Genomic DNA, 25,422 nt, shown 5'->3' with positions numbered 1-25,422 from the left:
CCTCAGGCTTCCACGGCGACGGCGGTCACCTGGGTGACCAGCAGTCGTTTGATTTCCGGCACGCACGAGCCGCAGCTGGTGCCGCATTTCAGCTCGCGCTTGAGGCCGTCCAGGTCCAGACCGCGGGCGATGCCGGCGCACACGGCGTCCTGGCTGACGTTCATGCAGTTGCACAGGGTCTTGCTGGCCTGCATGCCGCCACCTGGCGGGGTGGCCAGCGGGGCGAGCAGCCAGCGGCGCAGGTCGGCTTCGGTGCTGCCCTGTTCCCACAGCCCCTTGAGCCAGTCGCGAGCGGCGGTCTCGCCGGCCAGGCGCACGGCGACGATGCGCCCGTCCTCGATGCGCACGCGCTTGCCGACGCGGCGCGTGGTGTCGTCATAGGCCAGCACCGGGCCCTGGTCGACGCCGAGCAGGCTGTCGATCTCGGCCAGCAGTTCGGCATCCGGTGCTTCTGCTGCTGCCGCGCGGATCAGCAGGGCGGGGCGCTGCTCGCGGCCGGTCGGTGTCAGGCTGGCGTAGGCGAAGCGCTCGAACAGCGGGCGCAGGGCGGTGAGGCGGCGCTGCACATCGCCTTCGACCAGGGCGAAGAATTGCCACGGCAGCTCGGCACGCTCGACTTCCACGGCGCTGAGCTTCAGCTCCGGCTGCTTGGACAGCGGGTCGAAGGCCGGCTGGGTCAGCACGTTGGTGCCCAGGCCCTTGAGGAAGCGATCGCCCCAGTGCATCGGCAGATAGGCCTGGCCCGGCTGCAGGGCGTCGTCGGCTTGCACCGGCAGGATCAGGCCGCCGCGACGGCTGCGCAGATGAATCAGTTCGCCGGCCTGCAGGCCGCGCTGGCGCAGCTCGTCCGGGTGCAGGCCGAGCACCGCCTCGGGAGCATGGCCGAACAGCCGTGCCGCGGTGCCGGTGCGGCTCATGCCGTGCCACTGGTCGCGCAGGCGTCCGGTGTTGAGCAGTAGCGGGAAGCCGCTCTCCCGGCGCTCCCTGGCCGGTACGAACGGATCGGCGACGAAGCGCGCGCGGCCGCTGGCGGTGGGGAAGATGCCGTTCCCGTACAGACGCGCGGTGCCCTGTTGGGCGCCGGCCGGGAAGGGCCATTGTTGCGGACCTTGGTCGTCCAGGATCGCGTAGCTGAGACCGGAGAGGTCCAGATCGCGGCCTTGGGTCAGGTGCTTGTATTCCTCGAACAGCGCTTGCGCGCTGGCGAAGTCGAACAGGCTGGGCAGGCCGGGGCGTAGTTGTTGTTCCAGGCGACGGGCGAAGTCACAGACGATCGCCCAGTCCGGCCGCGCCTCTGCGGGCGCTGGCACGGCGCGGCGCACATGGGTGATGCGCCGCTCGGAGTTGGTCACGCTGCCTTCTTTTTCTCCCCAGCTGGCGGCCGGGAGCAGGAGGTCGGCGTAGTGGCAGGTCTCGGTGGTGAAGAAGGCTTCCTGCACCACCACGAAGGGGCAGGCGGCCAGGGCCTCATGGACCTTTTGTTGGTCCGGCAGCGATTGCGCAGGGTTGGTGCAGGCGATCCACAGGGCCTTGATCTTGCCGACGCGCACCGCCTCGAACAGCTCAATGGCGGACAGACCGGTGCTTTCCGGCAGGCCGTCCACGCCCCAGTAGCGGGCGACTTCGGCGCGGTGCTCGGCATTGCCGGCCTCGCGGTGGCCGGGCAGTAGGTTGCTCAGGCTGCCGGTCTCGCGACCGCCCATGGCGTTGGGCTGGCCGGTGAGCGAGAAGGGCCCTGCGCCGACCTTGCCGATCTGGCCGGTGGCCAGGTGCAGGTTGATCAGCGCGCTGTTCTTGGCGCTGCCAGCAGTGGACTGGTTGAGGCCCATGCACCACAGCGAGAGGAAGGCAGGAGAACGACCGATCAGCTCGGCGGCGCGGCGCAGGTCGGCCTCGTCGATGCCGCACAGGCGCGCCACTTCGCTCGGCGGGTAGTCGGCAGCCAGTTCGCGCAGGGCGTCGAAGCCTTCGGTATGGGCCTCGATAAAGGCGAAGTCATAGTCGCCACCCGCCAGCAACAGGTGCAGCAGGCCGTGGAACAGCGCCACGTCGGTGCCCGGGGCGATGGCCAGGTGCAGGTCCGCCAGGTCGCAGGTATCGGTGCGCCGCGGGTCGACGACGATGATCTGCATGTCCGGCCGCGCGGCCTTGGCCGCTTCCAGGCGACGGAACAGGATGGGGTGCGCGTAGGCCATGTTGCTGCCGGCGATCAGTAGGCAGTCGGCCTGCTCGATGTCTTCGTAGCTGCAGGGTGGAGCGTCGGCGCCCAGGCTGCGCTTGTAGCCGACCACCGCCGAGCTCATGCACAGGCGCGAGTTGCTGTCGATATTGTTGGTGCCGACCAGGGCCCGCGCCAGCTTGTTGAAGGCGTAGTAATCCTCGGTCAGCAGCTGGCCGGAGATGTAGAAGGCCACGCTGTCCGGGCCGTGCTCGCGGATGGTCTCGGAGAACACATTGGCGGCGTGCTCCAGGGCGCTGTCCCAGCTGCTGCGGGCGCGGGCCAGGCCCTTGCCCAGGCGCAGCTCAGGGTACAGGGCGCGGGCGTCGAGGTCGCCGGTCAGGTGCAAGGTCGAACCCTTGCTGCAGAGTTTGCCGTGATTCGCCGGGTGGCTCGGGTCGCCCTGCACGCCGAGGATCTTCGCGCCGTCGTGTTCGATCAGCACGCCGCAGCCCACGCCGCAGTAGCAGCAGGTGGCGGCGGTGATCCGGGTGGCGGGTTGCAGGGCGGCTTCATGCACGGGCGGCACCTTCGATCGCGCTCAGACCGGCCGCATCGATGCTGGCCTGGCCGAACATCAGGTGATCGCGCACGCCGCTGATGTCGGCGCCGCCGCAGATCTGCTGGAAGTACCAGCCGCCGTCCTGGGTGTCGCCGTACAGGCAGCCACCGACCAGCACGTCGTCCTTGATCACCAGCTTCTTGTACACGCTGCCGATGGGGTCGGAGAGGGTAATGGTCTCGGTGTCGTCACCGCCCATGAAATTGCCGGCGGAGAACAGGTCGATGCCGGTGACCTTGAGCTTGGTGGAGATCACCGAGCCCTGGTAGCGGGCGGTGCCGAGCATGGCCAGGTGGTTGGCACAGACCTTGGCCTGCTCGAACAGCGGGGCGACCAGGCCGTAGGCGATGCCGCGATGGTTGGCGCATTCGCCGACCGCGTAGACGCGCGGGTCGTAGGTCTGCAGGCAGTCGTCGACCTGGATGCCGCGGTTGCAGGGGATGCCGGCCTTCTCCGCCAGCTCGGTGTTGGGGCGCACGCCGGCGGCCATCACCACCAGGTCGGCGGGAATGGTGTCACCGCTCTTGAACTGCACGGCGCAGACGCGGCCGGTGCCGTAGTCGTGCAGCTCTTCGGTCTGTTCGCGCAGGCGGAAGCGGATACCTCGCGCTTCCAGCGCCTGCTTCAGCAGCTCACCGGCGGTGCGGTCCAGCTGGCGCTCCAGCAGCCAGTCCGCCAGGTGCACCACGGTCACGTCCATGCCGCGCTGGCGCAGGCCGTTGGCCGCCTCCAGGCCGAGCAGGCCGCCGCCGATCACCACCGCGTGGCTGTGGGTACGCGCGGTCTGCATCATCATTTCGGTGTCGGCGATGTCGCGGTAGGCGATCACGCCCTCCAGGCGGTTGCCCGGTACCGGCAGGATGAAGGGGTTGGAGCCGGTGGCCAGGATCAGGCGGTCGTACTGGGCGCTGCTGCCGTCGTCGGCGGTGACCACACGCTTCTTGCGGTCGATGCTCACCACCTTGCGCCCCAGGCGCAGGTCGATGCCGTGCTGCTCGTACCAGTCGAGGCCGTTGAGCACGATGTCGTCGAAGCTCTGCTCGCCGGCCAGCACCGGGGACAGCAGGATGCGGTTGTAGTTGGGGTGCGGCTCGGCGCCGAACACGGTGATCTCGTACAGGTCGGGGGCGAGCTTGAGCAGCTCCTCCAGGGTTCTGACCCCGGCCATGCCGTTGCCTACCATCACCAGCTTGAGTTTGTTCATGCCGGTTCTCTCCTGTTGATCACGGAAAAAATTGTCCGGGGCAGGCCCCTCGACGACTCGAACACTGGCCGCCGGGTGGCAGGCCATAAAGCAAAAAAGGCGTCCCGCTAGTTGCCTAGCGAGGACGCCTTTGTCCTGGTCCCGATCTGCCGGGAAGCACTGCCTTCTACGTTGACGGCGATGCTTTATGTAATGTCGATTTCTCTTTTGCAGGGCGCGTGCCAACTCTGTGGAGGCAGTATTTACTGGGGTTGGCGCCGTTTCCGCTGGCTGTTTCGGGGGCTTTTCGCACCCGATTAAAGCGGTGCTGCGTCGTTGTGGTGCGGTTTGCGGTTACAGAAGAGCGACCAGCAGGATCAAGTTGAGCAGCAGCGAGCCCAGCGCCACGCCACGCCAGACCTTCAGCGGCTCGCGCTCCAGCAGCGGGCGTGGGCGCACGTTGAGCGCCTGGCGTTCGCCCTGTTCCAGGCTGAGCAGCCATTCCTCAGCGGTCTCGAAGCGATCCTGCGGGTTGGCGGCCACCGCGCGCAGCAGGCAGTCGTCGAGCCAGCTCGGCAAATCCGGGCGGTAGCGGCTGGGTGCGGTCGGGGTGCCGAAGCGCGGATGCTGGAAGGCCTCGATCTCGCCATAGGGATAGTGGCCGGTAAGCAGGCGATAGAGGGTGACGCCGGCGGCGTAGAGATCCTGCTGGCGATCCGGGGCGATGCCGGCGAAGGCCTCGGGGGCGATGTAGCTGGGCGTGCCGGGCAGGGCGTGCTGTTCATCGCGGGACAGGCCGGGGCAGTAGGCCAGGCCGAAATCGAGCAGGCGCAGTTCGCCGTCGTCGCACCAGAGCAGGTTCTCCGGCTTGATGTCGCGGTGCAGGATGTTGCGTCGGTGCAGCAGGCCCAGGGCCTTGAGCAGGCGCGGCGCCAGATCCAGCCATTCCGGCAGGCCTAGCGGGCCAGAGAGGCGCAGGTGCTCGGCCAGGGTCTGGCCGGCGTACTCGCGCTGCACGTAATAGAGGTGTTGGCGCTGTGGCAGCGGGTGTGCCTCGGGGAAGTGGCGTCCGGCCACGCGGCGCAGGAACCATTCCTCCAGCAGCAGGGCAGGACCGGCCTGAGCCTCGTCGTGGCGGCTGGCCGGCAGGGTCTTGAGCAGCCAGCGCCGGGCCTGGCCATCGCGCACCCGGTACACCAGCGACTGGCGCGACTCGGCCAATACCCGCTCGATCTGCCAGCCCTCGAACTCCTGGCCCTCGCGCAGCTTGGGCGGCAGCGGCCATTGCTGCAGCTGGGCCAAGGTGTCGGCCAGGTCGTTGTCCGGCAGCGTGTCGACCTGCACCAGCACGGCGCTGGCGTTGTCCTGGCTGCCGGCGAGGTGGGCGGCGGCCACCAGCGCCTGGCAGACGGCGGCCGGGTCGCTCTCGTCCAGCAGTACGTTGCGGATGCCGGAGTCGCCGAGGGTCGACCACACGCCGTCGCTGACCAACAGGTAGCGCTCTTCCTCGCGCAGCTCGCCCTCCAGGTAATCCACCACCAGGTGCTGGTCCAGGCCCATGGCGCGCTTGAGCACGTGCTGCATGCCCGGCTGTTCCCACACGTGGTCCTCGCTGAGGCGCTCCAGCTGTCCCGAATGAAAGCGATAGGCGCGGCAGTCGCCGACGTGCGCGAGGGTGAAACGGCGACCGCGCAGGACCAGGGCGGAGAGAGTTGTGAGCAGCGGCTGGCCGCCGCCATTGGCCTGCAGCCAGCGGTTGTGCGCCACCAGCAGGCGATCCAGCGCCTGGGCCACGGCCCAGGTTTCCGGGGTGGCGTAGTAGTCCAGCGCCAGGGCCTGCAGGGTGGCGCGGGCGGCCAGGCCACCGTCGGCGCACTGGCTGACGCCATCGGCCAGGGCGAACAGGAAGCCCTTGCTGGCCGCCAGGGTCGGCGCCGGCGTGACTACGCGGATGGCGTCCTGGTTCTCCGTGCGCGGGCCGGTGGCGGTGGCTTCGCCGAAGCTCAGTTGCAGGGCCATCGGGCGCTCCTGTGGCTGGATATGAGGAAGGGCGCCGTGGCGCCCCTTGGGTGTTCAAGTCGGTTGAGACAAAGGCTGGGCCGGCGCGGCTCCCAGGAGTGTTGCCACTCCACCTTTCCTGACCAGTGCGAGGAGTCTGTTGCCAGCCCCGCCTTTGTCGCAACCGTCCTGCGCAACGCCGGGCGCACGAGGCGCCCGGCGGATGGATCAGACGCGGGCGGCGGTGACGGCTGCACTACCCCAGGTGGTGCGCCAGCGCAGCTTGACGCCATGCAGGCCGAACCAGGCCAGCACGCCCAGGCTGGCGAACAGCCACAGGCCCAGCTGGTAGTCGCCGGTGGCTTGCTTGATCGCGCCGAGGCCCGCGGTCAGGCAGAAACCGCCGATGCCGCCGGCCATGCCGATCAGCCCGGTCATCACGCCGATCTCCTTGCGGAAGCGCTGCGGCACCAGCTGGAACACCGCGCCGTTGCCGGCGCCCAGGCTGAGCATGGCGGCCACGAACAGGCCGAGGGCAGCATAGGCGCTGGGCAGGTTGAAGCCGACCGCGGCGATGCAGATGGAGGCGCAGGTGTACATCACCAGCAGCGAGCGGATGCCGCCGATGCGGTCGGCCAGGGCGCCGCCCAGCGGGCGCATCATGCTGCCGGCGAATACGCAGGCGGCGGTGTAGTAGCCGGCTTTCACCGGATCGAAACCGTACTGGTCGTGGAAGTAGCCGGGCAGGGTGCTGGCCAGGCCGAGGAAGCCGCCGAAGGTGATGCTGTAGAAGAACATGAACCACCAGCTGTCGCGGTCACCGAGGGCCTTGAGGTAGTCGGCCATGGACTTGGGCGCCGGGCGCTCGGGGGCGTTCTTGGCCACGCTGGCGAAGATGATCAGGGTCAGCACCAGCGGGATCAGCGCCAGGCCAAACACGTTGCCCCAGCCGAAGGCGGCGGCCAGGCCCGGGGCGAACAGGGCGGTCAGCACCGTGCCGGAGTTGCCGGCACCGGCGATGCCCATGGCCTTGCCCTGATGCTGCGGCGGGTACCACTGGGATGCCAGCGGCAGGGCCACGGCGAAGGAGGCGCCGGCGAAGCCGAGGAACAGACCGAGCAGCAGTGCCTGCTCGTAGCTATGGATGCCCAGCTGCCAGGCGACGGCGAGGGCGGCGATGACGATCACCTGGCCGATCAGGCCGGCGGTCTTTGGCGAGGTGCGGTCGGCCAACAGGCCCATGATGAAGCGCAGCACGGCGCCGGCGAGGATCGGCGTGGCCACCATCATGGCGCGTTGCTGGGTGGTCAGGCCCAGGTCGGTGGCGATCTGCACGCCCAGCGGGCCGAGCACGTACCAGATCATGAAGCTCAGGTCGAAATAGAGGAACGCGGCGAACAGCGTCGGTGCGTGGCCGGCTTTCCAGAAACTTGTATTCATCCAACACCTCATCATCGAGAGAAAATCCCGCGGGTTGCGCGGCGCCGTGATCGTGGGCACCTTGCCGAACAACCCTTGGGAGAGCCCGACGCTTGTGGCGCCAGGCCCCGTGGCCGAGGCCACAGACGGGTTGAGAGAGTTACCGGCTGGCGCCCGGATCGCGGTTCACCAACCGCCCCATTCGCTGGGGCTGAAACGCAAAAGGCGCCGCACCACTGACCGCCTGAGCGGAAGGGGTGCGACGCCTTTGTCGTATCGGTGGCAACCGCCGTTGGATGCCTGTGTCAGGGCTTGAGCAAGACTCGGGCCAAACCCTGCAGGCGCCGAAGAATGGCGCCTCGGGGGCCGGCATGCGGGGTGATTCGATTCAAGACGGTGCGCAGGTTGCGAGGCGCGCACTGAGTCGGGGCGGCGGCTCGTTATGTGGCGCGGCTAGTCGAGCCAGTTGACGTCTGGGAAGGTGGCGCGGAACGCGTCCGGCATCGGCACCACCTTGTTCTGCTGGTAGTCGAAGAACACGAAGCCGGACTTGGCCAGGGCGATCAGGGTGCCATCCGCCGGGCGGGTGATGCGGAAGATGATGTCGCCGCCGTAGCGGTTGAAGTCCATCACCCCGACTTCGAACAGCAGCTGGTCACGCGAGTGCGACTCGGCGCGGTACATGGTGGCCAGGTCGGTGACGATGATGCCGTGCGCCTGGTCGGCCTCGCGGATGCCGAAGTCGAACAGGAAACGGGCGCGGGCCTCGGAGATCATCGAGATCATGGCGTCGTTGCCCAGGTGGTTGCTGGCGTTGATGTCGGTGCTGCGCACGGTCATGTGGGTGCTGTAGCAGAACTGTTGTTGCGAGAAATCGAGCTGGAGACGGGCCATGACTGCTGCCTGGTCGGGAGGAGGAGGGCGTCAGTCTACCGCCGGCCCTGCGGTACGGAAGCATTGCGGCGATGAATGAGGCGAGTGGCCTTGTTTTGCTGCAAGTGGTCAGGTCAGCCTGGTGATGCTGGTGGCGATCTTTTTCCGATCTGCCGGAATGCCTGGCCCGTGCAGCCGCTCTGCGCGACAGGAGGTTCGGGCCTATCGCTGGCACTGGACAAGGTGATCTGACCGCGGCGGGCGGCTTCCGCTACAATGCCGCGGTTTTCGATTCCTGCGAGCCCGCCATGTCCTGCCAGACCCCGATCATCGTTGCCCTCGACTTCCCCTCCCGTGACGCCGCCCTGGCCCTGGCCGAGCGCCTGGACCCCAAGCTGTGCCGGGTCAAGGTCGGCAAGGAGCTGTTCACCCGCAGCGGTCCGGCGGTGGTCGAGGCCCTGCAGGCCAAGGGCTTCGAGGTGTTTCTCGATCTGAAATTCCACGACATTCCCAACACCACGGCGATGGCGGTCAAGGCCGCGGCTGAGATGGGCGTGTGGATGGTCAACGTGCACTGCTCGGGCGGCCTGCGCATGATGGCGGCGTGCCGCGAGGAGCTGGACAAGCTGGCCGGCGCCAAGCCGCTGCTGATCGGCGTGACCGTGCTGACCAGCATGGAACAATCGGACCTGGCCGGCATTGGCCTGGACGTTGCGCCCCAGGAGCAGGTGCTGCGCCTGGCCGCTTTGGCCGCCGAGGCGCGCCTGGATGGCCTGGTGTGCTCCGCCCAGGAAGCACCGGCGCTGAAGATCGCACAGCCGGCCCTGCAGCTGGTCACCCCGGGCATCCGTCCGGCCGGCAGCGCTGCCGACGATCAGCGCCGCATTCTCACTCCGGCCAAGGCCATGGCTGCCGGCTCCGACTTCCTGGTGATCGGCCGGCCGATCAGCCAGGCCGCCGACCCGGCCAGGGCCCTCGCCGATATCGTCGCCGAGCTGGGCTGAGCCCGCCCGAGTTGTATCCAAAGGAGTGATGGGAGGCCCGGGGCCTTCATCATTCCTTTGGATGATCCGGCACATCGCCCCCTGATAGTGCTGCTCGCCGTCGCCGGCGCTGGCTAGACTCCGCTCACTTCAACTCCTGCGAGGATGCAGAAATGAGCATGACCTTCTCCGGCAACGTAGCCCTGGTGACCGGCGGTGCCGCCGGTATCGGCCGCGCCACCGCCCAGGCCTTCGCGGCCGAGGGCCTGCAGGTGGTGGTGTCCGACGTCGACGTGAGCGGCGGTGAAGGCACCGTGCAGCTGATCCGCGATGCCGGCGGCGAGGCTGTGTTCGTGCGTTGCGACGTGACCCGCGATGCCGAGGTCAAGGCGCTGATGGAACAGGTGATCGCCAGCTTCGGTCGCCTCGACTACGCCTTCAACAACGCCGGCATCGAGATCGAGAAGGGCAAGCTGGCCGACGGCGACGAGGCCGAGTTCGACGCCATCATGGGCGTCAACGTCAAGGGCGTGTGGCTGTGCATGAAGCATCAGCTGCCGCTGCTGCTGGCCCAGGGTGGCGGCGCCATCGTCAACACCGCCTCGGTCGCCGGCCTCGGCGCCGCACCGAAGATGAGCATCTACGCCGCCTCCAAGCACGCGGTGATCGGCCTGACCAAATCCGCTGCCGTCGAGTACGGCAAGAAGAAAATCCGCGTCAACGCGGTGTGCCCGGCGGTGATCGACACGGATATGTGGCGCCGCGCCGCCGAATCCGACCCGAAGAAGGCCGAGTTCGTCGCCGGCATGCACCCGGTCGGGCGTATCGGCAAGGTCGAGGAAATCGCCGCGGCGGTGCTCTACCTGTGCAGCGATGCAGCGGCCTTCACCACCGGCCACTCACTGGCCGTGGATGGCGGGGCTACCGCGATCTGATCAGAAAGGGCGCCGCGAGGCGCCCTTTTTGCATTCTGTAACGACATCCCCGGCCTTTGGCTTAAAAAGCCAGTTACAAGGCCTGGCCGGCTCGTCAAGAATCGCAGGGCTAGTTCGTTCTGGAGAACAATAACAATGACAGCAAGTGCCTTGACCACCACCTTCCTCCCCATCGCCTTGGGCATCATCATGCTCGGCCTGGGGTTGTCGCTGACCCTGGCGGACTTCGCCCGGGTGGTGAAATTCCCCAAACCCGTACTGATCGGCCTCGGCTGCCAGCTGCTCCTGTTGCCGCTGGTGTGCTTCCTGATCGCCAAGGGCTTCGGCCTGGCTCCGGCGCTGGCCGTGGGCCTGATGCTGCTGGCCGCCTCGCCCGGTGGTACCTCGGCCAACCTCTACAGCCACCTGGCCCACGGTGACGTGGCGCTGAACGTGACGCTGACCGCGGTGAACTCGGTGGTGGCGATCCTGACCATGCCCTTCATCGTCAATCTGTCGCTGGCCCACTTCATGGAAGGCGACCAGGCCATTCCGCTGCAGTTCGCCAAGGTGGTGCAGGTGTTCGCCATCGTCCTCGGCCCGGTGGCCATCGGCATGGTCATCCGCAAGCTGGCGCCGGGCTTCGCCAACGCCATGGAGAAGCCGGTGAAGATCATCTCCGCGCTGTTCCTGCTGCTGGTGATCGTGCTGGCCTTCGTCAAGGATTGGCAGACGGTGGTGGACTATGCCCCGGTGGTTGGCCTGGCCGCGCTGCTGTTCAACCTGATCAGCCTGGCCGTCGGCTACGGCGTGCCGCGCCTGATGAAGCTGCCGCGCCGTCAGGCGGTGGCCATCGGCATGGAGATCGGCATCCACAACGGCACCCTGGCGATTGCCCTGGCGCTGAGCCCGATGCTGCTGAACAACGCCACCATGGCCGTACCGGCGGCGATCTACAGCTTCATCATGTTCTTCACCGCCGCTGCCTTCGGCTGGTGGGTCAACTTCGCCCATGGCAAAGAGCTGACGGCCGAGGAAGTCCAGACGGTCTGATCCGCTGCCGCATGAAAAAGCCCGGGACTTGCCCGGGCTTTTTCGTTTCTGCCGCGGCTCAGCGCTTGCGCCAGTTGAGGATCAGCAGGGTGACGGCGCCGCCGACCAGGCCCCAGAAGGCCGAACCGATGCCCAGCAGGCTCATGCCCGAGGCGGTGATCATGAAGGTGATCAGTGCGGCGTCGCGCTCGGCCGGCTCATTCATGGCCTGGGCCAGGCCGTTGCCGATGGAGCCGAGCAGGGCCAGCGCCGCGATGGACAGGATCAGGGCGCTGGGCAGGGTGGTGAACAGCGCGGCCAGGGTGGCGGCGAAGATCCCGGCGATGCCGCAGAACACCCCGTTCCACAGGGCAGCGGTGTAGCGCTTGCGCTTGTCCTCGTGGGCTTCTGCGCCGGTGCAGATGGCGGCGCTGATGGCGGCCAGGTTGATGCCGTGGGAGCCGAAGGGCGCCAGCAGCAGCGAGGCGATGCCGGTGGTGGCGATCAGCGGCGAGGGCGGCACGTCGTAGCCGTCGGCGCGCAGCACGGCCAGGCCGGGGATGTTCTGCGAGGCCATGGCCACCACGAACAGCGGCAGGCCGATGCTGATGGCCGCGCCGAAGGAGAAGCTCGGCGTGGTCCACACCGGTACCGCCACTTCCAGCTTGAGCTGGCTGAAGTCCAGCATGCCCAATGCAGCGGCCATCACCCCGCCGACCAGCAGTGCGGCGAGCACCGCGTAGCGCGGCGCCAGGCGTTTGCCGAGCAGGAAGGTGAAGAACATCGCCAGCACCAGTGCGGTGCTGGTCTGCGCGGCGACGAAGATCTCGCTGCCGATGCGGAACAGGATGCCGGCCAGCAAGGCCGCCGCCAGCGAGCCGGGCAGGTAGCGCATGACCCGTTCGAAGGCGCCGGACAGGCCGACCAGGCTGAGCAGCACGGCGCAGACCACGAAGGCACCGATGGCTTCCGGATAGCTCACGCCGGGCATGCTGGTGATCAGCAGGGCCGCGCCCGGCGTCGACCAGGCGACCACGACGGGCGTGCGGTAGCGCAGCGACAGGGCGATGGTGCAGATGGCCATGCCGATCGACAGTGCCCATAGCCAGGAGGAAATCTGCGCGGCGCTGAGCCCGGCAGCCTGGCCGGCCTGGAACATCAGCACCAGCGAGCTGGTGTAGCCGGTGAGCGCCGAGACGAAGCCGGCCACCACGGCGGAGGGAGCGGAGTCGGCGAGGGGGCGCAGGCGACGCGAGGTATCCATGGCTTCCGTGACGTTGCTCATCAGAAGGTTCCCTTGACGTCGATCAGGATAGGGTAGAGCGAGGCCACCAGCAGCAAGGCCATGCCGATGTTGAAGGCGCGCAGCACGCGCGGCTTGTCCAGCCAGCGGCGCAGCAGGCTGCCGGCCACCGTCCACAGGCCGACGCTGGGGCAATTGACCAGGGCGAACAGCGCGGCGATCAGCAGCACGTTGACCAGAAAGCCGTCCTGCGGGGTATAGGTGGTGATGGCGCCGATGGCCATGATCCAGGCCTTGGGATTGACCCACTGGAAGGCGGCAGCCTGAAGGAAGGTGAACGGCTTGCCGGCGGCCTTGCCGCTTGCATCCGGCGCGCCGGAGCCAGCGATCTTCCAGGCCAGGTACAGTAGGTAGGCGGCGCCGGCGTAACGCAGCGCGGTGTACAGCGGCGGGAACTGTTCGAACAGCTGGCCCAGACCCAGGCCCACGGCCGCCACCAGCACCATGAAGCCGAGGCTGATGCCGAGCATGTGCGGCACGCTGCGGCGCACGCCGAAGTTCACCCCGGAGGCGAGCAGCATCATGTTGTTGGGGCCGGGAGTCACCGAGGTGACGGAGGCGAAGAGGATGAAGGCGATCAGCAGTTCCGGGGTCATGGCAGTTCTCCGTGGATGCTGGCAGCCTATGCGCAGCCCGCCCGGGCGTCGCGATACAGCGGCACCGACAATCGTCGGTACAGTTTTGAATGGCTGTTCGGGCGAAGGAGACTGTTCCATTACTAAGGAAATTGCCATGGACCCGAACAATCCTTATGCCGCCCCCACGGTGGAGCTGATCGATGCGCAGGCGCCGCAGCAGCTTTCGGGCTGGAGCCCCGGACAGCTGCGGGTGCTCGGCTGGCTTAACCTGGTCTACCTGGTTGCCACACTGGTGGTGGTCGGCCTGGCCTTCGTCGAGAGCCTGGCGACGATGGGGGATTGGCTGAGCGTGGCGGCGACCCTGCTCGGTTCCTACCTGGTGTTGCGCCTCAAGGCCTTTCTCGAGGCCCGCTTCGATGCGCGTGGCCTAGACTGGCCGGTGTGGCTGAGCGTGGTACTCAGTGTGGCGCTGGAGCTGGCACAGCTGTACTGGGGTGACACTGCGCTGGCGGAGTTCAGCGTGCCTTCGTTCATCTACTTCGGCGGCCTGGCAGTGCTCGGCCTGGTCATCCTGTGGCTGGGCATCGTGCTGCTCAAGGTGGAGAACGCTTATCCCGTGTTGCGTACTCTGGCCTGGCTCAACGTGGCCAGCGGCGTGCTGGTGGCCTCGGTGATTCTGCTGGTGATCGGCATATTGCCGATGCTGGCAGCCATGGTCGCCTCGGCGCTGGTGTTCTTCCACGGCGCCAAGGAGCTCGAAGGCAGCCAGGCGGCCTGATCAGTCCTCGCCGCCTGCCTGGCGGGCCTTGCCCAGGGCCTGGTTGATTGCCAGCCAAGCCTGTACGGCTGGCTCGCCGGCTTCCTTGAATACTTTCGCCAGCAGCCGCGACTGCTCGTGGCGCAGCGCCTGCTCCAGCTTGGCGCCCTCGACGGTGAGGCCGAGCTGGCGTTTGCGCTTGTCGTCGCTGGCGGCCACGCTCTCCACCATCGACATTTCCTGCAGCTGCCGCAGCGGCGTATTCAGCGCCTGCTTGGTCACGCCGAGGTAGCCAAGCAGCTCCTTCACGCTCAGCCCGGGGTGGCGAGCGATGAAGAACAGGATGCGGTGATGCACGCGCGACAGGCCGCGGCGCGCCAGCATCTCGTCGGGCTTGGCGGTGAAGGCCTGGTAGCCGAAGAAGAAGGCTTCCATGGCGGCTTGTTGGGAACTCGGCTTTTTCAGGTCAAGCATATTGACGTATCCGTCCTGGCCGTCGTAGTTTCGGTCAAACAGTTTGACCCAATTTATCCTGCCTGTGCTACCGGTGACTCCCATGGCCTTCTCCGAACGCGTTGCCCGCCTGAAAAGCTCCCTGATCCGTGAAATCCTCGCTGCGGCGCAACGTCCGGAAGTGATGTCCTTCGCCGGTGGCCTGCCGGCCGAACCGATGCTGCCGAAGGTGGACTGGAGCGAGATGCCGACCTCCATCGGCCAGTACGGCATGAGCGAGGGCGAGCCGGCGCTGCGCGAGGCCATCGCCGCCGAAGCCAACAAGCTGGGGGTGAAGTGCGATGCCAGCCAGGTGCTGATCGTCTGCGGCTCGCAGCAGACCCTGGACCTGGCCAGCAAGCTGTTCATCGATCCGGGTACCGAAATCCTGGTGGAAGCGCCGACCTACCTGGCCGCACTGCAATCCTTCCAGCTGTTCGGTGCCGACTGCATCACCGTGCCGCAGGAAGCCGACGGCCCGGAGCTGGAGGCCCTGCGCGAGCGCCTGCAGCAGCACAAGCCGGCCTTCGCCTACCTGATCCCGACCTTCCAGAACCCGTCTGCCGTGCGCTATAGCGAGGCCAAGCGCGACGCCGTGGCGGCGCTGCTCGACGAGTTCAACGTCACCCTGATCGAGGACGAGCCGTACCGCGAGCTGGTGTTCGATGCCGGCAGCGCCACGCCCATTGTCAGCCGCCTGCAGCGCACCAGCTGGATCTACACCGGTACCGTGTCCAAGACCCTGCTGCCGGGCCTGCGCGTCGGTTTCCTGATCGCCAGTCCGGACCTGTTCCCGCACTTGCTGCGCCTGAAGCAGGCGGCCGACCTGCACACCAATCGCATCGGCCAGTGGCAGGCGCTGCAGTGGATCGGTACCGACAAGTACCAGGTCCACCTGGCCGAGCTGCGCGATTTCTACCGCGTACGCCGCGACGCCATGCAGCTGGCGCTGGAAGAGCATTTCGGCGACCTGGCCACCTGGCAGGTGCCGCAAGGCGGCCTGTTCTTCTGGCTGACCCTGAACAACAAGCTGGATACCCGCACGTTGCTGCAGCCGGCCATGGCGCAGAACGTGGCGTTCATGCCCGGCGAGCCGTTCTTCACCGAGCCGGATGCCAACCCCGGGCATCTGCGACTCAACTTCAGCCATGTACCGCCGGAGAAGCTGGGCGAAGGCCTGCGCCGCCTGGCGGCCGTCGTTCGTGAAGCCCAGGGAGGTTAGTAGTCATGCTCAAGGTCTACGGCGATTACCGTTCCGGCAACTGCTACAAGGTCAAGCTGATGCTCAATCTGCTCGGCCACCAGTACCAGTGGCTGCCGATCGACATCCTCAAGGGCGAGACCCAGACCGCGGAATTCCTGGCCAAGAACCCCAATGGCAAGATCCCGGTACTGGAGCTGGAGGATGGCACCTTCCTCTGGGAGTCCAACGCCATCCTCAACTTCCTGGCCGATGGCAGCGCCTTCATCCCCACCGAGCCGCGCCTGCGCACGCAGATGCTGCAGTGGCAGTTCTTCGAGCAGTACAGCCATGAGCCCTATGTGGCGGTGGCGCGTTTCATCCAGCTGTACCTGGGCCTGCCGGAGGCGCGCCGCGCCGAGTACGAGCAGTGCCACAAGGGTGGCCACAAGGCGTTCAAGGTGATGGAACAGCAGCTGCAGCGCACGCCGTACCTGGTGGGCGAGCAGTACACCCTGGCCGACATCGCCCTGTATGCCTACACCCATGTGGCCGACGAGGGCGGCTTCGACCTGGCCGCCTACCCGGCGATCAACGCCTGGCTCGACCGCGTCGCCAGCCATCCCCAGCATGTGAGCATGTTCGGCTGACGAGCGAGTGAGGGGCGGGCAGCGACTGCCCGTCCCAGCCATCACTGGGCGGCGAAGCGCTCGTCCAGGTAGGCACCGATGGCCTTGGATTCATACAGCCAGCGCACTTCGCCCGACTCCTCGATGCGCAGGCAGGGCACCTGCAGCTTGCCCCCCTGCTCCAACAACTCCTGACGGCGCACGGCGTCATTCTTCGCATCGCGCAGCGCCACCGGCACGTTCAGGCGGTGCAGGGTGCGGCGCGTCTTCACGCAGAACGGGCAGGCGCGGAACTGATACAGCGCCAGGCCAGCGGCTGCGCTCTCGACCCGGGCCTGTTCCTGCGGGCTGCGCTTGAGCTTGCGTGGGCGGGTGATGAAGTCGAGAAAGATGATGATCTGGCCGAGGCCGATCCGCAGTGCCTTGATAAGCATCGCCGGTCATTCCTGGTAGCGGAGAAAAGGGGCGGCAGGGTACCCGAGTTGCCCGGCCTTGGCAGCGCCGGATATCGCTTCGCCGGCGATTTTCTCGGCTGGCGCTGGCGAGCCGGGTGGTGGCGAACTAGCTTGCAGTCCTGTCCAAACCGCACAGGAGTGCCGGCCATGAGCCACCAGGGGAGTTGCCACTGCGGCAAGATCAGCTTTAGCGTGCGCGGCGAGATCGACAGCCTGACCGAGTGCAACTGCTCGCTGTGCAGCAAGCGTGGCGGGCTGCTGTGGTTCGTCGGACGTGAGCAGCTGCAGCTGAAGTCGCCGGAAGGCGAGCTGCCGACCTACCGCTTCAACACCCGCAAGATCGCCCACCATTTCTGCGACGTCTGCGGTTGCTCACCGTTCAGCGAGGCGCCGGGGCCGGATGGGCGACTGATGGCGGCAGTCAATGCGCGCTGCCTGGATGATGTCGATCTGTCGCCGTTCAAGATCGTGCCGTGGAACGGGCGTGATCACTGAGGCATGAAAAAAGCCGGCGCAAGGCCGGCTTCGTTCACCGCGACGTTGCTCAGCTCTTGATCAGGCTGAGGAACTCGCTGCGGGTGGCGGCGTTTTCGCGGAACTCGCCGAGCATCACCGAGGTGACCATGGAGGAGTTCTGCTTCTCCACGCCGCGCATCATCATGCACATGTGCTGCGCCTCGATGACCACGGCAACGCCGAGGGCGCCGGTGACCTGCTGGATGGCCTCGGCGATCTGCCGGCTGAGGTTTTCCTGGATCTGCAGGCGGCGGGCGTACATGTCGACGATGCGCGCCACCTTGGACAGGCCCAGCACCTTGCCGCTGGGAATGTAGGCCACGTGGGCCTTGCCGATGAAGGGCAGCAGGTGGTGTTCGCACAGCGAATACAGCTCGATGTTCTTCACCAGCACCATTTCGCTGTTGTCGGAGCTGAACAGGGCGCCGTTGGTGACTTCCTCGAGGGTCTGCTCATAGCCGCGGCAGAGGTACTGCATGGCTTTGGCGGCGCGCTTCGGGGTGTCGAGCAGGCCTTCACGGGATACGTCCTCGCCGAGTTGGCCGAGAATCGCGGTGTAGTGCTGTTCCAGGGACATGGGTCTTCCTGTGGGTGGTAATGCTCAGGGGCGCAGGGTAGGGCGCAGCAAGTGCGCTGGCAAGGGCGGAGTGCGCCACATTGGGCTACTTTTCCGGCCGCGCTGGCAGTTGCGCGGCCCAGCCTTCGGCCCATACCGCCAGCGGCAGGCAGCGCTGCACCAGCTCCAGGCCGAGGCTGGAAAGCTGGTAGCCGCGCTCGCCGTTCTCCAGCAGCTGGGCCTCGCGCAGCTCGCCCAGGCGGGTGTTCAGCACCGACGGCGAGACGCCTTCGCAGCGTGCCTGCAGCTCGCGGAAGCTGGCTGGCGTCTGATGCAACTCCCACAACACGCGCAGGGTCCAGCGGCGGCCAAGCAGGTCGAGCAGCGCCATGATCGGCTTGCCGCTGGCCGAGCCGCGGACCGGATCGCCGGGTTGGGGAAAGCTCATGCAAACTCCTTGCTTCTTTTTTAGTAGCGGTGATAGGTTCTGCTTGCTACTTATTCCGTAGCATGACAGGAGATCGAGCAATGAGCCAATCCCGCGTACAACCCTTGCAGCCGCCCTATGCCGATGACATCCAGGCGGCCTTCGACCGGGTCATGCCGCCTGGCATGCCACCGCTCAAGCTGTTCCGCAGCATGGCCCACAACCCACGCGTGCTGCAGCGCATGCTCGCCGGCGGCCTGCTGGATCGTGGCAGCATCGAATTGCGCGAGCGTGAACTGCTGATTCTGCGCGCCACCGCGCTGTGCGGTGCTGAATACGAATGGGGCGTGCATGTGGTGGGCTTCGCCGGCAAGGCCGGCTTCAGCGCCGAGCAGATCGCCGATACCTGCAGCGGGCGCATCGATCCGGCCCTGTGGAGCCAGGCGGATCAGGCCCTGCTGGAGCTGGCGGACAGCCTGCACGCCAGTTCCACGGTCGGCGATGAACTGTGGCAACGGCTGGGCACGCACTTCAGCGATGCACAGCTGATCGAGTGTCTGCTGCTGGTCGGCTTCTATCACGCGGTGTCTTTCGTGGTGAACGGCCTGCGGGTGGAGCTGGAGGGCCATGCGCCGCGTTTCACCGCCTAGTCTTCGTCGCGGCCGTCGAGCATGGTGCGCTTGAGCAGCACATACACCGCGCCGGTGCCGCCATGCTTGGCGATGCAGGAGGTGAAGCCCAGCACCTGCGGGTGCTGGCGCAGCCAAGTGTTGACGTGACTCTTGATCATCGGCCGCTTGCCGTCGGTGCGTGCCGCCTTGCCATGGGTAATACGCACGCAGCGCACTTCCATGCGCGCGGCCTCGTCGAAGAAGCTCCACAGGGTCTCGCGCGCTCGCTCCACACTCATGCCGTGCAGGTCCAGGCTGCCCTCGAAGGACACCTGACCGGCCTTGAGCTTGCGCATCTGGCCGTCCTGCACGCCGTCGCGGGCCCAGTAGAGTTCGTCTTCGGCGCTGACGTCGATGACGAACTGGTCGGACAGGCCATCCACCTTGACCTGGTCGGTCTTCACCGTCGCCGCCTGACGCAAGGTGCTGATGCGCTGGCGATCGGCCTTGGGCTTGCCGGTATCGGCGCGGTCATGGCTGATCGGCTTGACCCCGCGCACGGCGGACTGGAACAGGGAAAAATCGTCGTCTTGCATGAAAGGCCTCCACGGATGAGGCCAGTTTACCGGCTTCAGCCGCGCTTTTTCAGCAGACGTGGCGACAGGCTCAGCTCGTCGCCGTGACTGCGGCGCATGCGCCGACGGCAGCGGCGCCAGACATTGATGCCGCCCCACAGCAGGAACAGGCCGAACAGCAGCAGGACAATGGCCGCGCCGATGCTGTCGTTCAACGGGCCGAGGGCAGGGGGGCGGCCGAGCAGGGTGGCCGCGCCGGCCATGCTCAGCATCACGCCGAAGGCGGCGAACAGGGCGGCCAGTGCGGCGAGGCAACGCCAGCGCCAGCCGGATGTGCCGCGGGGACGCAGGCGGCGGGCATCAAATCCATCTTCAGACAACTTCATCCCGATTTTCCTCTTGGAGTATCGGCGCTATGACCGGTCCTGCCCGCCTGGGTTCCGGCCGAGAAGTCGTTCTGCCCGGTCAGATCAGTGCGCGGGCTTGTGGCACCACCATCGCATAGTTGTCGGCCAGGGCCGCCAGAGTCATGCGGTGCAGGGCGCGCGCCGGAATCAGTTCGCCGTCGTAGGGCAGGTCGCGGGTGGCGCAGGCGGCGTCCACCAAGGTGCAGCGGTAACCATAGTCCTTCGCCGCGCGCACGGTCGTGCTGACGCTGGAGTGGGTCATGAAACCGCAGATGATCAGGTCCAGATGGCCGAGCTGCTGCAGACGCTCGTGCAGGTCGGTACCGGCGAAGGCATTGGGCAGGCGTTTCTCCACCACCGGCTCACCGGCCTGTGGCGCCAGGCCCTCGATGAAACGGCCGCGCGGGCCTTGCGGGTCGAGCAGGCCGCCGGGAATACCCAGATGGCGCACATGCAGCACCGGCGCGCCGAGGTTGCGGGCGGCACCCAGCAGGGTGGCGATTTCCGCGATGGCAGGTTCCACGTCCGGCAGTTGCAGGGTGCCGCTGCGGTACTCCTCCTGGGCGTCGATCACCAGCAGGGTGGCCTTGCCAAGAATGGCCGGGGCATAACCGCGTCCGAGCAGTTGGAACAGGGTTTTCGGATCGGACATGGGAGGGCTCCTGTGGCGGCGATGTGTCTATTCTCTGCTCGCCAGCGCGATCTGTGAACCTTTAGTGCGCATCGACGGCTCGCGTATGACCTTTTGACGTGGCCCAGGGCGCGCTTTGTCTGGCCTTGCGCAGGGCGGGGCAGTTTTGTCACAGCCTGTTAGAATCGCGCACCGCTTTTCGAGGTCAGAACCGTGTCCCCATCCCGCCTGCGCACCGTGCGCGACCATATCCGCTGGGCCGTCAGCCGCTTCCATGAGGCCGGGCTGTTCTTCGGCCACGGCACCGACAACGCCTGGGACGATGCCCGCCAACTGGTGCTGGGCGCTCTGCATCTGCCGTTCGAGATCGCCGATAGCTACCTGGATTGCCGACTGGAGGAAGACGAGCAACAGCATCTGCTGGAGCTGATTCGCCGGCGCGTCGAGGAGCGTGTACCCACCGCCTACCTGCTGGGTGAAGCCTGGTTCTGCGGCCTGCCGTTTCTGGTCGACGAGCGCGTGCTGGTGCCGCGCTCGCCCATCGCCGAACTGATCTCCAACCAGTTCGCGCCCTGGCTGCCGGCCACGCCGGCGCGCATCCTCGACCTGTGCACCGGCTCCGGCTGCATCGGCATCGCCTGCGCCTATGCCTTCCCCGACGCCGAAGTGGTGCTGGGCGATCTGTCCTTCGACGCGCTGGAAGTGGCCAACCACAATATCGAGCGGCATGAGCTGGAAGAGCGGGTCTACACCGTGCAGGGCGACGGCTTCGCCGGGCTGCCGGGGCAGCGCTTCGACCTGATCGTGTCCAACCCGCCCTACGTAGATGCCGAGGATTTCGCCGACATGCCGGCCGAGTACCAGCATGAGCCGGAGTTGGGTCTGGCCTGCGGCGACGACGGCCTGGATCTGGTGCGACGCATGCTGGCCGAGGCCGCCGACCACCTGACCGAGAAGGGCCTGTTGATCGTCGAAGTGGGCAACAGCCAGGTGCACGTCGAGGCGCTGTACCCGGAGATCGACTTCACCTGGCTGGAGTTCGAGCAGGGCGGTCACGGCGTGTTCCTGCTGGCCGCCGCCCAGTGCCGCGAGTACCAGAAGCTGTTTCGCTCGCGGGCCAAGGGCTGAGGCTAGGGTGGGCTGCCCGCAATGGTAGCTAGGTAGCCCGGATGCAGTCCGGGAATGGAGTTGCCTGCGTTGCTCGGATGCATCCGGGTTACAGAATGCGGGGCATCGAGTAGCCTTTGGCGGGCTGCTCGCTTCGCGAGCGAGGCCGCCCTACGATGCGCCCAAATCTCCGCGGCTCAGCGGGTGGCGATCCAGATCAGCAGGCCGGCCTGGAACAACGCCAGCGCCACCAGACAGGCGATGGTGAAGCGCAGACCGCTGTCTTCGCGCTTGAACACGTCGATACGTCGCTCCAGCTTGCTGATCTTCACCTGCTGCTCGTGCAGGTTGTGGTCGGCCTGCTGCAGCATGGCGCCGCAGTCGAGCAGGTCGATGATCTGCACCCGCTCCTGGTTCCACTCCGGGTTGAGTACGCTGACCCGGCTGGCGGCGTAGCTGGCCTTGACCTGGGCCAGGTCCTGGTAGCTCACCTCGAAACCCTGGACACGCAAGAAATGGTCGCGGCGCAGGCGGGCGTCCTCGCTGAGGATGTCCTTCACTGCCAGGGCGCCGCCCTCGACCGTGTAGCTGCCCCAGCGCTGGCGTGCCCAGACGATGCCCTGGGCCAGCAGGAAGCGCCCCAGGCCACGGTTCTGCGGCTCGATCTGCAGGCCCTTGTCGGCGCCGAAGCGCACCTCGCGGCTGCGGTGGTCGACCCATACCTCCAGCAGGTTCTGCTCGCGGCGCAGGCGCTGGCCGGGAATATCCACCGAGAGGCGCAGCAGGCTCTGCTCGTTGTTGTGGCGCTCGGCGCGGCCGAACCGCACGAAACGCAGAGGGCGCAGGCCCGTGCTGCGGTCGGTCGGCAGTGGCGCCAGGCGCAGCAACTGGAAATGCTCCGCCTCCAGCCCTTCCCAGGGATGGGGCTGCGGAGTCTGTTCGGCCTGTTCTTCGGGTTGCTGGGCGTCGGTATCGCTCATCGCGGCGTCCTTGGGCATGCGTACAGGCATTATCGGCAACTTTCGGCGCAACTGCAGGCTGGCCAACTGCCATTTGCCCGGATCACGCCCGTTTCGCAGGTGAACTGACCGGGCGCCGGGGGTATACTCGCCGACCTTTGTTCGAGGCAGATTTCGCGGAGCGCCCTGCATGTCCGGCAACACCTACGGCAAGCTGTTCACCGTCACCACCGCTGGCGAGAGCCATGGCCCGGCCCTGGTCGCCATCGTCGACGGTTGCCCGCCGGGCATCGAGCTGTCTCTGGAAGACCTGCAGCGCGACCTCGACCGCCGCAAGCCGGGCACCAGCCGCCATACCACCCAGCGCCAGGAAGACGACGAAGTCGAAATCCTCTCCGGGGTGTTCGAGGGCAAGACCACCGGCTGCCCGATCGGCCTGCTGATCCGCAACACCGACCAGAAGTCCAAGGACTACTCGGCGATCAAGGACCTGTTCCGCCCGGCCCACGCCGACTACACCTACCACCACAAGTACGGCATTCGCGACTACCGTGGCGGCGGCCGCAGCTCGGCCCGCGAGACCGCCATGCGCGTCGCCGCCGGCGCCGTGGCCAAGAAGGTACTGACCGGCTTGGGCATCCAGGTGCGTGGCTACATGAGCCAGCTCGGCCCGATCGAGATTCCGTTCAAGACCTGGGACAGCGTCGAGCAGAACGCCTTCTTCAGCCCCGACCCGGACAAGGTGCCGGAGCTCGAGGCCTACATGGACCAGCTGCGCCGTGACCAGGATTCCGTGGGCGCCAAGATCACCGTGGTCGCCGAAGGCGTGATGCCGGGCCTGGGCGAGCCTATCTTCGACCGCCTGGACGCCGACCTGGCCCATGCGCTGATGAGTATCAACGCGGTCAAGGGCGTGGAAATCGGCGCCGGCTTCGCCTCGGTGGCCCAGCGTGGCACCGAGCACCGCGACGAGCTGACCCCGCAAGGCTTCCTCAGCAACAACGCCGGCGGCATCCTCGGCGGCATTTCCAGCGGCCAGCCGATCGTCGCCCACCTGGCGCTGAAGCCAACCTCCAGCATCACCACTCCGGGCCGCTCCATAGACGTCGATGGCAACCCGGTGGACGTGATCACCAAGGGCCGCCACGACCCCTGCGTGGGCATCCGCGCCACACCGATCGCCGAGGCGATGATGGCCATCGTGCTGCTCGACCACCTGCTGCGCCACCGCGCGCAGAACGCCGGCGTGCAGGTCAACACTCCGGTACTGCCGCAGCTGTGACGGCGCAACCGCTGCCGTACTGGCGGCTGTCCGCGTTCTACTTCTTCTACTTCTCCATGCTGGGCGCCTCGGCGCCCTTTCTGCCGTTGTACTTCCAGCACCTGGGTTTTTCGCCGGCGCGCATCGGCGAGCTGGTGGCCATCCCCATGCTGATGCGCTGCCTGGCGCCCAACCTGTGGGGCTGGCTCGGCGACCGCAGCGGCCAGCGCCTGCGCATCGTGCGCTTCGGCGCGCTGTGCACGCTGCTCAGCTTCGCTTTGATCTTCGTCGACCAGAGCTTCGCCTGGCTGGCCTTGGTCATGGCGCTGCACGCCTTCTTCTGGCACGCGGTGCTGCCGCAGTTCGAGGTGATCACCCTGGCCCACCTGCAGGAGCAGACCGCGCGCTATTCGGAGATCCGCCTGTGGGGCTCGATCGGCTTCATCGTCGCGGTGATCGGCCTCGGCTGGCTGTTCGAGCATTCCAGCCCGGGGCTGTTCCCGGCTATGGTGGTGCTGATCCTCGCCGGCATCCTGGTCGGCACCCTGTGGGTGCCCAATGCGCTGCCGCAGGCACGGACCGGGCAGGGTGGCGAGGGCGGTTTCCTCGCTCAGCTGCTGCGCCCGGGCGTGCCGGCGTTCTTCCTCTGCGTGGGCCTGATGCAGCTGTCGCACGGCCCTTACTACACCTTCCTGACCCTGCACCTGGAACAGCTCGGCTACGAGCGTGGCTTCATCGGTCAGATGTGGGCACTGGGCGTGGTGGCGGAGATCGTGCTGTTCCTGTTCATGGCGCGTATCCTCACGCGCTTCTCGGTGCGCTGGGTGCTGGCGGCCAGCTTCCTGCTGGCGTCGCTGCGCTGGTTGTTGCTGGGCAACCTGGCCGACCACCTGGGCGTGCTGCTGTTCGCCCAGTTGCTGCACGCCGCCACCTTCGGCAGCTTCCATGCTGCGGCCATCCATTTCGTCCAGCGCAGTTTCGGACCCAACCAACAGGGCCAGGGCCAGGCGCTGTATGCAGCTCTGGCCGGCACCGGTGGCGCCCTGGGTGCGCTGTACGCCGGCTACAGCTGGGTCGGTCTCGGCCCGAGCTGGACCTTCGCCATCGCCAGCTTGGTCGCCCTGGCTGCGGCCTTTATCATTGCCATCCGTTTGCATGAGGAGCGGGCATGAACCGTGAACAACTGACCCGCCAGATCATCGAGGCCGGGCGCTTCCTGTACGGCCGCGGCTGGTCGCCGGCCACCAGCAGCAACTACTCGGCGCGTCTGGCGACCGACCAGGCGCTGCTGACCGTCTCCGGCAAGCACAAGGGCGAGCTGGGCGAGGACGACGTGCTGGCTACCGACCTCGACGGCAACAGCCTGGAGCCGGGCAAGAAGCCCTCGGCCGAGACTCTGCTGCACACCCAGCTGTACCGCTGGAAGCCCGAGATTGGCGCCGTGCTGCACACCCATTCGGTCAACGCCACCGTGCTGTCGCGCCTGACCCTGGCCGATTCCCTGGTGTTCGCCGACTACGAATTGCAGAAGGCCTTCAGCGGTGTCAGCACCCACGAGAGCCAGGTGCTGGTGCCGATCTTCGACAACGATCAGGACATCGCCCGCCTGGCCAGCAAGGTGCAGCCCTGGCTGGACGAGCGCCCCGACTGCGTCGGCTACCTGATCCGCGGCCACGGTCTGTACACCTGGGGCGCGACCATGGCCGACTGCCTGCGCCAGGTCGAGGCCTTCGAGTTCCTGTTCGAGTGCGAGCTGAAGGTGCGCGCGCTGCAACGTTGAATACCCGGGGTACGCC

General features: G+C 67.0%; 26 protein-coding genes and 1 pseudogene. 12 read left to right on the top strand and 15 right to left on the bottom strand.

Annotation, left to right across the window (positions count from 1 at the left end):
• Positions 1-2 precede the first annotated feature (2 nt).
• The 5 genes and pseudogenes from FFS62_RS13455 to FFS62_RS13435 all read right to left on the bottom strand — a co-directional run bounded on the left by FFS62_RS13455 (position 3) and on the right by FFS62_RS13435 (position 8,274).
• A complete protein-coding gene (locus FFS62_RS13455; protein WP_137973431.1) occupies positions 3-2,723 on the bottom strand; it encodes a nitrate reductase in 2,721 nt (906 codons plus the stop codon).
• Between the two features lie 16 nt (positions 2,724-2,739).
• Positions 2,740-3,984 (bottom strand): annotated as a pseudogene (locus FFS62_RS13450) (NAD(P)/FAD-dependent oxidoreductase); the annotation flags it as partial.
• Positions 3,985-4,317: 333 nt separating this feature from the next.
• The gene (locus FFS62_RS13445) at positions 4,318-5,982 is read right to left on the bottom strand and encodes a bifunctional protein-serine/threonine kinase/phosphatase (protein ID WP_137973306.1); all 1,665 of its coding nucleotides are present in this window, start codon (positions 5,980-5,982) and stop codon (positions 4,318-4,320) included.
• A gap of 207 nt (positions 5,983-6,189) precedes the next feature.
• On the bottom strand, positions 6,190-7,401 hold the full coding sequence (locus tag FFS62_RS13440; RefSeq protein WP_137973305.1) for a nitrate/nitrite transporter: 1,212 nt from the start codon (positions 7,399-7,401) through the stop codon (positions 6,190-6,192).
• Between the two features lie 432 nt (positions 7,402-7,833).
• Positions 7,834-8,274 (bottom strand): thioesterase family protein, encoded by a 441-nt coding sequence (locus tag FFS62_RS13435; RefSeq protein ID WP_137973304.1) that lies wholly within the window; start codon positions 8,272-8,274, stop codon positions 7,834-7,836.
• 287 nt (positions 8,275-8,561) lie between these two features.
• On the opposite strand from FFS62_RS13435, the gene pyrF reads away from it, so the two are divergent.
• The 3 genes from pyrF to FFS62_RS13420 all read left to right on the top strand — a co-directional run bounded on the left by pyrF (position 8,562) and on the right by FFS62_RS13420 (position 11,203).
• A complete protein-coding gene (gene pyrF / locus FFS62_RS13430; RefSeq protein WP_137973303.1) occupies positions 8,562-9,257 on the top strand; it encodes an orotidine-5'-phosphate decarboxylase in 696 nt (231 codons plus the stop codon).
• Between the two features lie 152 nt (positions 9,258-9,409).
• Positions 9,410-10,171, top strand: coding sequence for an SDR family oxidoreductase (locus FFS62_RS13425; protein ID WP_137973302.1), 762 nt, complete (start codon positions 9,410-9,412; stop codon positions 10,169-10,171).
• A 135-nt stretch (positions 10,172-10,306) separates the two neighbouring features.
• Entirely contained in the window at positions 10,307-11,203 is an 897-nt protein-coding gene (locus FFS62_RS13420; RefSeq protein WP_137973301.1) for a bile acid:sodium symporter family protein, read from the top strand.
• A gap of 58 nt (positions 11,204-11,261) precedes the next feature.
• On the opposite strand, the gene FFS62_RS13415 is transcribed toward FFS62_RS13420, so the two are convergent.
• Together FFS62_RS13415 and FFS62_RS13410 are read right to left on the bottom strand one after the other, a co-directional pair.
• The gene (locus FFS62_RS13415) at positions 11,262-12,467 is read right to left on the bottom strand and encodes a benzoate/H(+) symporter BenE family transporter (protein ID WP_137973300.1); all 1,206 of its coding nucleotides are present in this window, start codon (positions 12,465-12,467) and stop codon (positions 11,262-11,264) included.
• Positions 12,467-13,081, bottom strand: coding sequence for a LysE family translocator (locus FFS62_RS13410; RefSeq protein ID WP_137973299.1), 615 nt, complete (start codon positions 13,079-13,081; stop codon positions 12,467-12,469). The genes FFS62_RS13415 and FFS62_RS13410 overlap by 1 nt, the downstream gene beginning before the upstream one ends.
• 136 nt (positions 13,082-13,217) lie before the next feature.
• Here FFS62_RS13410 and FFS62_RS13405 point away from each other — a divergent pair, with 136 nt between their 5' ends.
• Complete coding sequence (locus FFS62_RS13405; protein ID WP_137973298.1) at positions 13,218-13,841, top strand: hypothetical protein; 624 nt, start codon at positions 13,218-13,220, stop codon at positions 13,839-13,841.
• Here the strand turns inward: FFS62_RS13405 and FFS62_RS13400 are convergent, their stop codons facing one another.
• Positions 13,842-14,294 carry a MarR family winged helix-turn-helix transcriptional regulator gene (locus FFS62_RS13400; protein WP_137973297.1) on the bottom strand — a complete coding sequence of 151 codons (453 nt, stop codon included), beginning with the start codon at positions 14,292-14,294 and terminating at the stop codon, positions 13,842-13,844.
• An 82-nt stretch (positions 14,295-14,376) separates the two neighbouring features.
• On the opposite strand from FFS62_RS13400, the gene FFS62_RS13395 reads away from it, so the two are divergent.
• Both FFS62_RS13395 and FFS62_RS13390 read left to right on the top strand, forming a co-directional pair.
• Positions 14,377-15,534 (top strand): PLP-dependent aminotransferase family protein, encoded by a 1,158-nt coding sequence (locus FFS62_RS13395; RefSeq protein WP_137973296.1) that lies wholly within the window; start codon positions 14,377-14,379, stop codon positions 15,532-15,534.
• Positions 15,535-15,539: 5 nt separating this feature from the next.
• Complete coding sequence (locus tag FFS62_RS13390) at positions 15,540-16,142, top strand: glutathione S-transferase family protein (RefSeq protein WP_137973295.1); 603 nt, start codon at positions 15,540-15,542, stop codon at positions 16,140-16,142.
• A 41-nt stretch (positions 16,143-16,183) separates the two neighbouring features.
• Here the strand turns inward: FFS62_RS13390 and FFS62_RS13385 are convergent, their stop codons facing one another.
• Positions 16,184-16,555 carry a glutaredoxin domain-containing protein gene (locus FFS62_RS13385; protein WP_137973294.1) on the bottom strand — a complete coding sequence of 124 codons (372 nt, stop codon included), beginning with the start codon at positions 16,553-16,555 and terminating at the stop codon, positions 16,184-16,186.
• A gap of 168 nt (positions 16,556-16,723) precedes the next feature.
• Here FFS62_RS13385 and FFS62_RS13380 point away from each other — a divergent pair, with 168 nt between their 5' ends.
• Positions 16,724-17,071 carry a GFA family protein gene (locus FFS62_RS13380; protein WP_137973293.1) on the top strand — a complete coding sequence of 116 codons (348 nt, stop codon included), beginning with the start codon at positions 16,724-16,726 and terminating at the stop codon, positions 17,069-17,071.
• A gap of 49 nt (positions 17,072-17,120) precedes the next feature.
• Here the strand turns inward: FFS62_RS13380 and folE are convergent, their stop codons facing one another.
• Positions 17,121-17,669 carry a GTP cyclohydrolase I FolE gene (gene folE / locus FFS62_RS13375; RefSeq protein ID WP_137973292.1) on the bottom strand — a complete coding sequence of 183 codons (549 nt, stop codon included), beginning with the start codon at positions 17,667-17,669 and terminating at the stop codon, positions 17,121-17,123.
• Positions 17,670-17,754: 85 nt separating this feature from the next.
• Positions 17,755-18,096: a helix-turn-helix domain-containing protein gene (locus tag FFS62_RS13370; protein ID WP_137973291.1), complete on the bottom strand. Its 342-nt coding sequence runs from the start codon at positions 18,094-18,096 to the stop codon at positions 17,755-17,757.
• An 80-nt stretch (positions 18,097-18,176) separates the two neighbouring features.
• Here FFS62_RS13370 and FFS62_RS13365 point away from each other — a divergent pair, with 80 nt between their 5' ends.
• The gene (locus tag FFS62_RS13365; RefSeq protein ID WP_137973290.1) at positions 18,177-18,725 is read left to right on the top strand and encodes a carboxymuconolactone decarboxylase family protein; all 549 of its coding nucleotides are present in this window, start codon (positions 18,177-18,179) and stop codon (positions 18,723-18,725) included.
• Here the strand turns inward: FFS62_RS13365 and FFS62_RS13360 are convergent.
• The 3 genes from FFS62_RS13360 to FFS62_RS13350 form a co-directional block, all read right to left on the bottom strand.
• On the bottom strand, positions 18,722-19,282 hold the full coding sequence (locus tag FFS62_RS13360; protein ID WP_137973289.1) for a Smr/MutS family protein: 561 nt from the start codon (positions 19,280-19,282) through the stop codon (positions 18,722-18,724). The genes FFS62_RS13365 and FFS62_RS13360 overlap by 4 nt on opposite strands.
• A 35-nt stretch (positions 19,283-19,317) precedes the next feature.
• Positions 19,318-19,647, bottom strand: a complete 330-nt coding sequence (locus FFS62_RS13355; RefSeq protein WP_137973288.1) for a hypothetical protein — start codon at positions 19,645-19,647, stop codon at positions 19,318-19,320.
• A gap of 79 nt (positions 19,648-19,726) precedes the next feature.
• A complete protein-coding gene (locus tag FFS62_RS13350) occupies positions 19,727-20,320 on the bottom strand; it encodes a cysteine hydrolase family protein (protein ID WP_137973287.1) in 594 nt (197 codons plus the stop codon).
• Between the two features lie 192 nt (positions 20,321-20,512).
• On the opposite strand from FFS62_RS13350, the gene prmB reads away from it, so the two are divergent.
• Positions 20,513-21,427, top strand: a complete 915-nt coding sequence (gene prmB, locus FFS62_RS13345; protein ID WP_137973286.1) for a 50S ribosomal protein L3 N(5)-glutamine methyltransferase — start codon at positions 20,513-20,515, stop codon at positions 21,425-21,427.
• Between the two features lie 176 nt (positions 21,428-21,603).
• Here the strand turns inward: prmB and FFS62_RS13340 are convergent, their stop codons facing one another.
• On the bottom strand, positions 21,604-22,386 hold the full coding sequence (locus FFS62_RS13340) for a hypothetical protein (RefSeq protein WP_137973285.1): 783 nt from the start codon (positions 22,384-22,386) through the stop codon (positions 21,604-21,606).
• Positions 22,387-22,555: 169 nt separating this feature from the next.
• Between FFS62_RS13340 and aroC the strand changes: the two genes are divergently transcribed.
• The 3 genes from aroC to FFS62_RS13325 are packed head-to-tail and all read left to right on the top strand — an operon-like array spanning position 22,556 to position 25,406.
• The gene (gene aroC / locus FFS62_RS13335; RefSeq protein WP_137973284.1) at positions 22,556-23,647 is read left to right on the top strand and encodes a chorismate synthase; all 1,092 of its coding nucleotides are present in this window, start codon (positions 22,556-22,558) and stop codon (positions 23,645-23,647) included.
• The gene (locus FFS62_RS13330) at positions 23,644-24,798 is read left to right on the top strand and encodes an MFS transporter (protein WP_137973283.1); all 1,155 of its coding nucleotides are present in this window, start codon (positions 23,644-23,646) and stop codon (positions 24,796-24,798) included. Before aroC ends, FFS62_RS13330 begins: the two co-directional genes overlap by 4 nt.
• Positions 24,795-25,406, top strand: a complete 612-nt coding sequence (locus tag FFS62_RS13325; RefSeq protein WP_137973282.1) for a methylthioribulose 1-phosphate dehydratase — start codon at positions 24,795-24,797, stop codon at positions 25,404-25,406. The genes FFS62_RS13330 and FFS62_RS13325 overlap by 4 nt, the downstream gene beginning before the upstream one ends.
• Positions 25,407-25,422 lie beyond the last annotated feature (16 nt).

It is taken from the genome of Pseudomonas sp. F(2018), assembly GCF_005508865.1.
Lineage (GTDB): Bacteria > Pseudomonadota > Gammaproteobacteria > Pseudomonadales > Pseudomonadaceae > Aquipseudomonas.
This window is presented reverse-complemented; position numbering and strand designations above follow the sequence as displayed.

Bases quoted from the DNA above. Each gene is read 5' to 3' on its own strand.
- FFS62_RS13445 (WP_137973306.1), bottom strand. From the start codon at position 5,982: ATGGCCCTGCAACTGAGCTTCGGCGAAGCCACCGCCACCGGCCCGCGC.
- FFS62_RS13440 (WP_137973305.1), bottom strand. From the start codon at position 7,401: ATGAATACAAGTTTCTGGAAAGCCGGCCACGCACCGACGCTGTTCGCC.
- FFS62_RS13435 (WP_137973304.1), bottom strand. From the start codon at position 8,274: ATGGCCCGTCTCCAGCTCGATTTCTCGCAACAACAGTTCTGCTACAGC.
- pyrF (WP_137973303.1), top strand. From the start codon at position 8,562: ATGTCCTGCCAGACCCCGATCATCGTTGCCCTCGACTTCCCCTCCCGT.
- FFS62_RS13425 (WP_137973302.1), top strand. From the start codon at position 9,410: ATGAGCATGACCTTCTCCGGCAACGTAGCCCTGGTGACCGGCGGTGCC.
- FFS62_RS13420 (WP_137973301.1), top strand. From the start codon at position 10,307: ATGACAGCAAGTGCCTTGACCACCACCTTCCTCCCCATCGCCTTGGGC.
- FFS62_RS13415 (WP_137973300.1), bottom strand. From the start codon at position 12,467: ATGAGCAACGTCACGGAAGCCATGGATACCTCGCGTCGCCTGCGCCCC.
- FFS62_RS13410 (WP_137973299.1), bottom strand. From the start codon at position 13,081: ATGACCCCGGAACTGCTGATCGCCTTCATCCTCTTCGCCTCCGTCACC.
- FFS62_RS13405 (WP_137973298.1), top strand. From the start codon at position 13,218: ATGGACCCGAACAATCCTTATGCCGCCCCCACGGTGGAGCTGATCGAT.
- FFS62_RS13400 (WP_137973297.1), bottom strand. From the start codon at position 14,294: ATGCTTGACCTGAAAAAGCCGAGTTCCCAACAAGCCGCCATGGAAGCC.
- FFS62_RS13395 (WP_137973296.1), top strand. From the start codon at position 14,377: ATGGCCTTCTCCGAACGCGTTGCCCGCCTGAAAAGCTCCCTGATCCGT.
- FFS62_RS13390 (WP_137973295.1), top strand. From the start codon at position 15,540: ATGCTCAAGGTCTACGGCGATTACCGTTCCGGCAACTGCTACAAGGTC.
- FFS62_RS13385 (WP_137973294.1), bottom strand. From the start codon at position 16,555: ATGCTTATCAAGGCACTGCGGATCGGCCTCGGCCAGATCATCATCTTT.
- FFS62_RS13380 (WP_137973293.1), top strand. From the start codon at position 16,724: ATGAGCCACCAGGGGAGTTGCCACTGCGGCAAGATCAGCTTTAGCGTG.
- folE (WP_137973292.1), bottom strand. From the start codon at position 17,669: ATGTCCCTGGAACAGCACTACACCGCGATTCTCGGCCAACTCGGCGAG.
- FFS62_RS13370 (WP_137973291.1), bottom strand. From the start codon at position 18,096: ATGAGCTTTCCCCAACCCGGCGATCCGGTCCGCGGCTCGGCCAGCGGC.
- FFS62_RS13365 (WP_137973290.1), top strand. From the start codon at position 18,177: ATGAGCCAATCCCGCGTACAACCCTTGCAGCCGCCCTATGCCGATGAC.
- FFS62_RS13360 (WP_137973289.1), bottom strand. From the start codon at position 19,282: ATGCAAGACGACGATTTTTCCCTGTTCCAGTCCGCCGTGCGCGGGGTC.
- FFS62_RS13355 (WP_137973288.1), bottom strand. From the start codon at position 19,647: ATGAAGTTGTCTGAAGATGGATTTGATGCCCGCCGCCTGCGTCCCCGC.
- FFS62_RS13350 (WP_137973287.1), bottom strand. From the start codon at position 20,320: ATGTCCGATCCGAAAACCCTGTTCCAACTGCTCGGACGCGGTTATGCC.
- FFS62_RS13340 (WP_137973285.1), bottom strand. From the start codon at position 22,386: ATGAGCGATACCGACGCCCAGCAACCCGAAGAACAGGCCGAACAGACT.
- aroC (WP_137973284.1), top strand. From the start codon at position 22,556: ATGTCCGGCAACACCTACGGCAAGCTGTTCACCGTCACCACCGCTGGC.
- FFS62_RS13325 (WP_137973282.1), top strand. From the start codon at position 24,795: ATGAACCGTGAACAACTGACCCGCCAGATCATCGAGGCCGGGCGCTTC.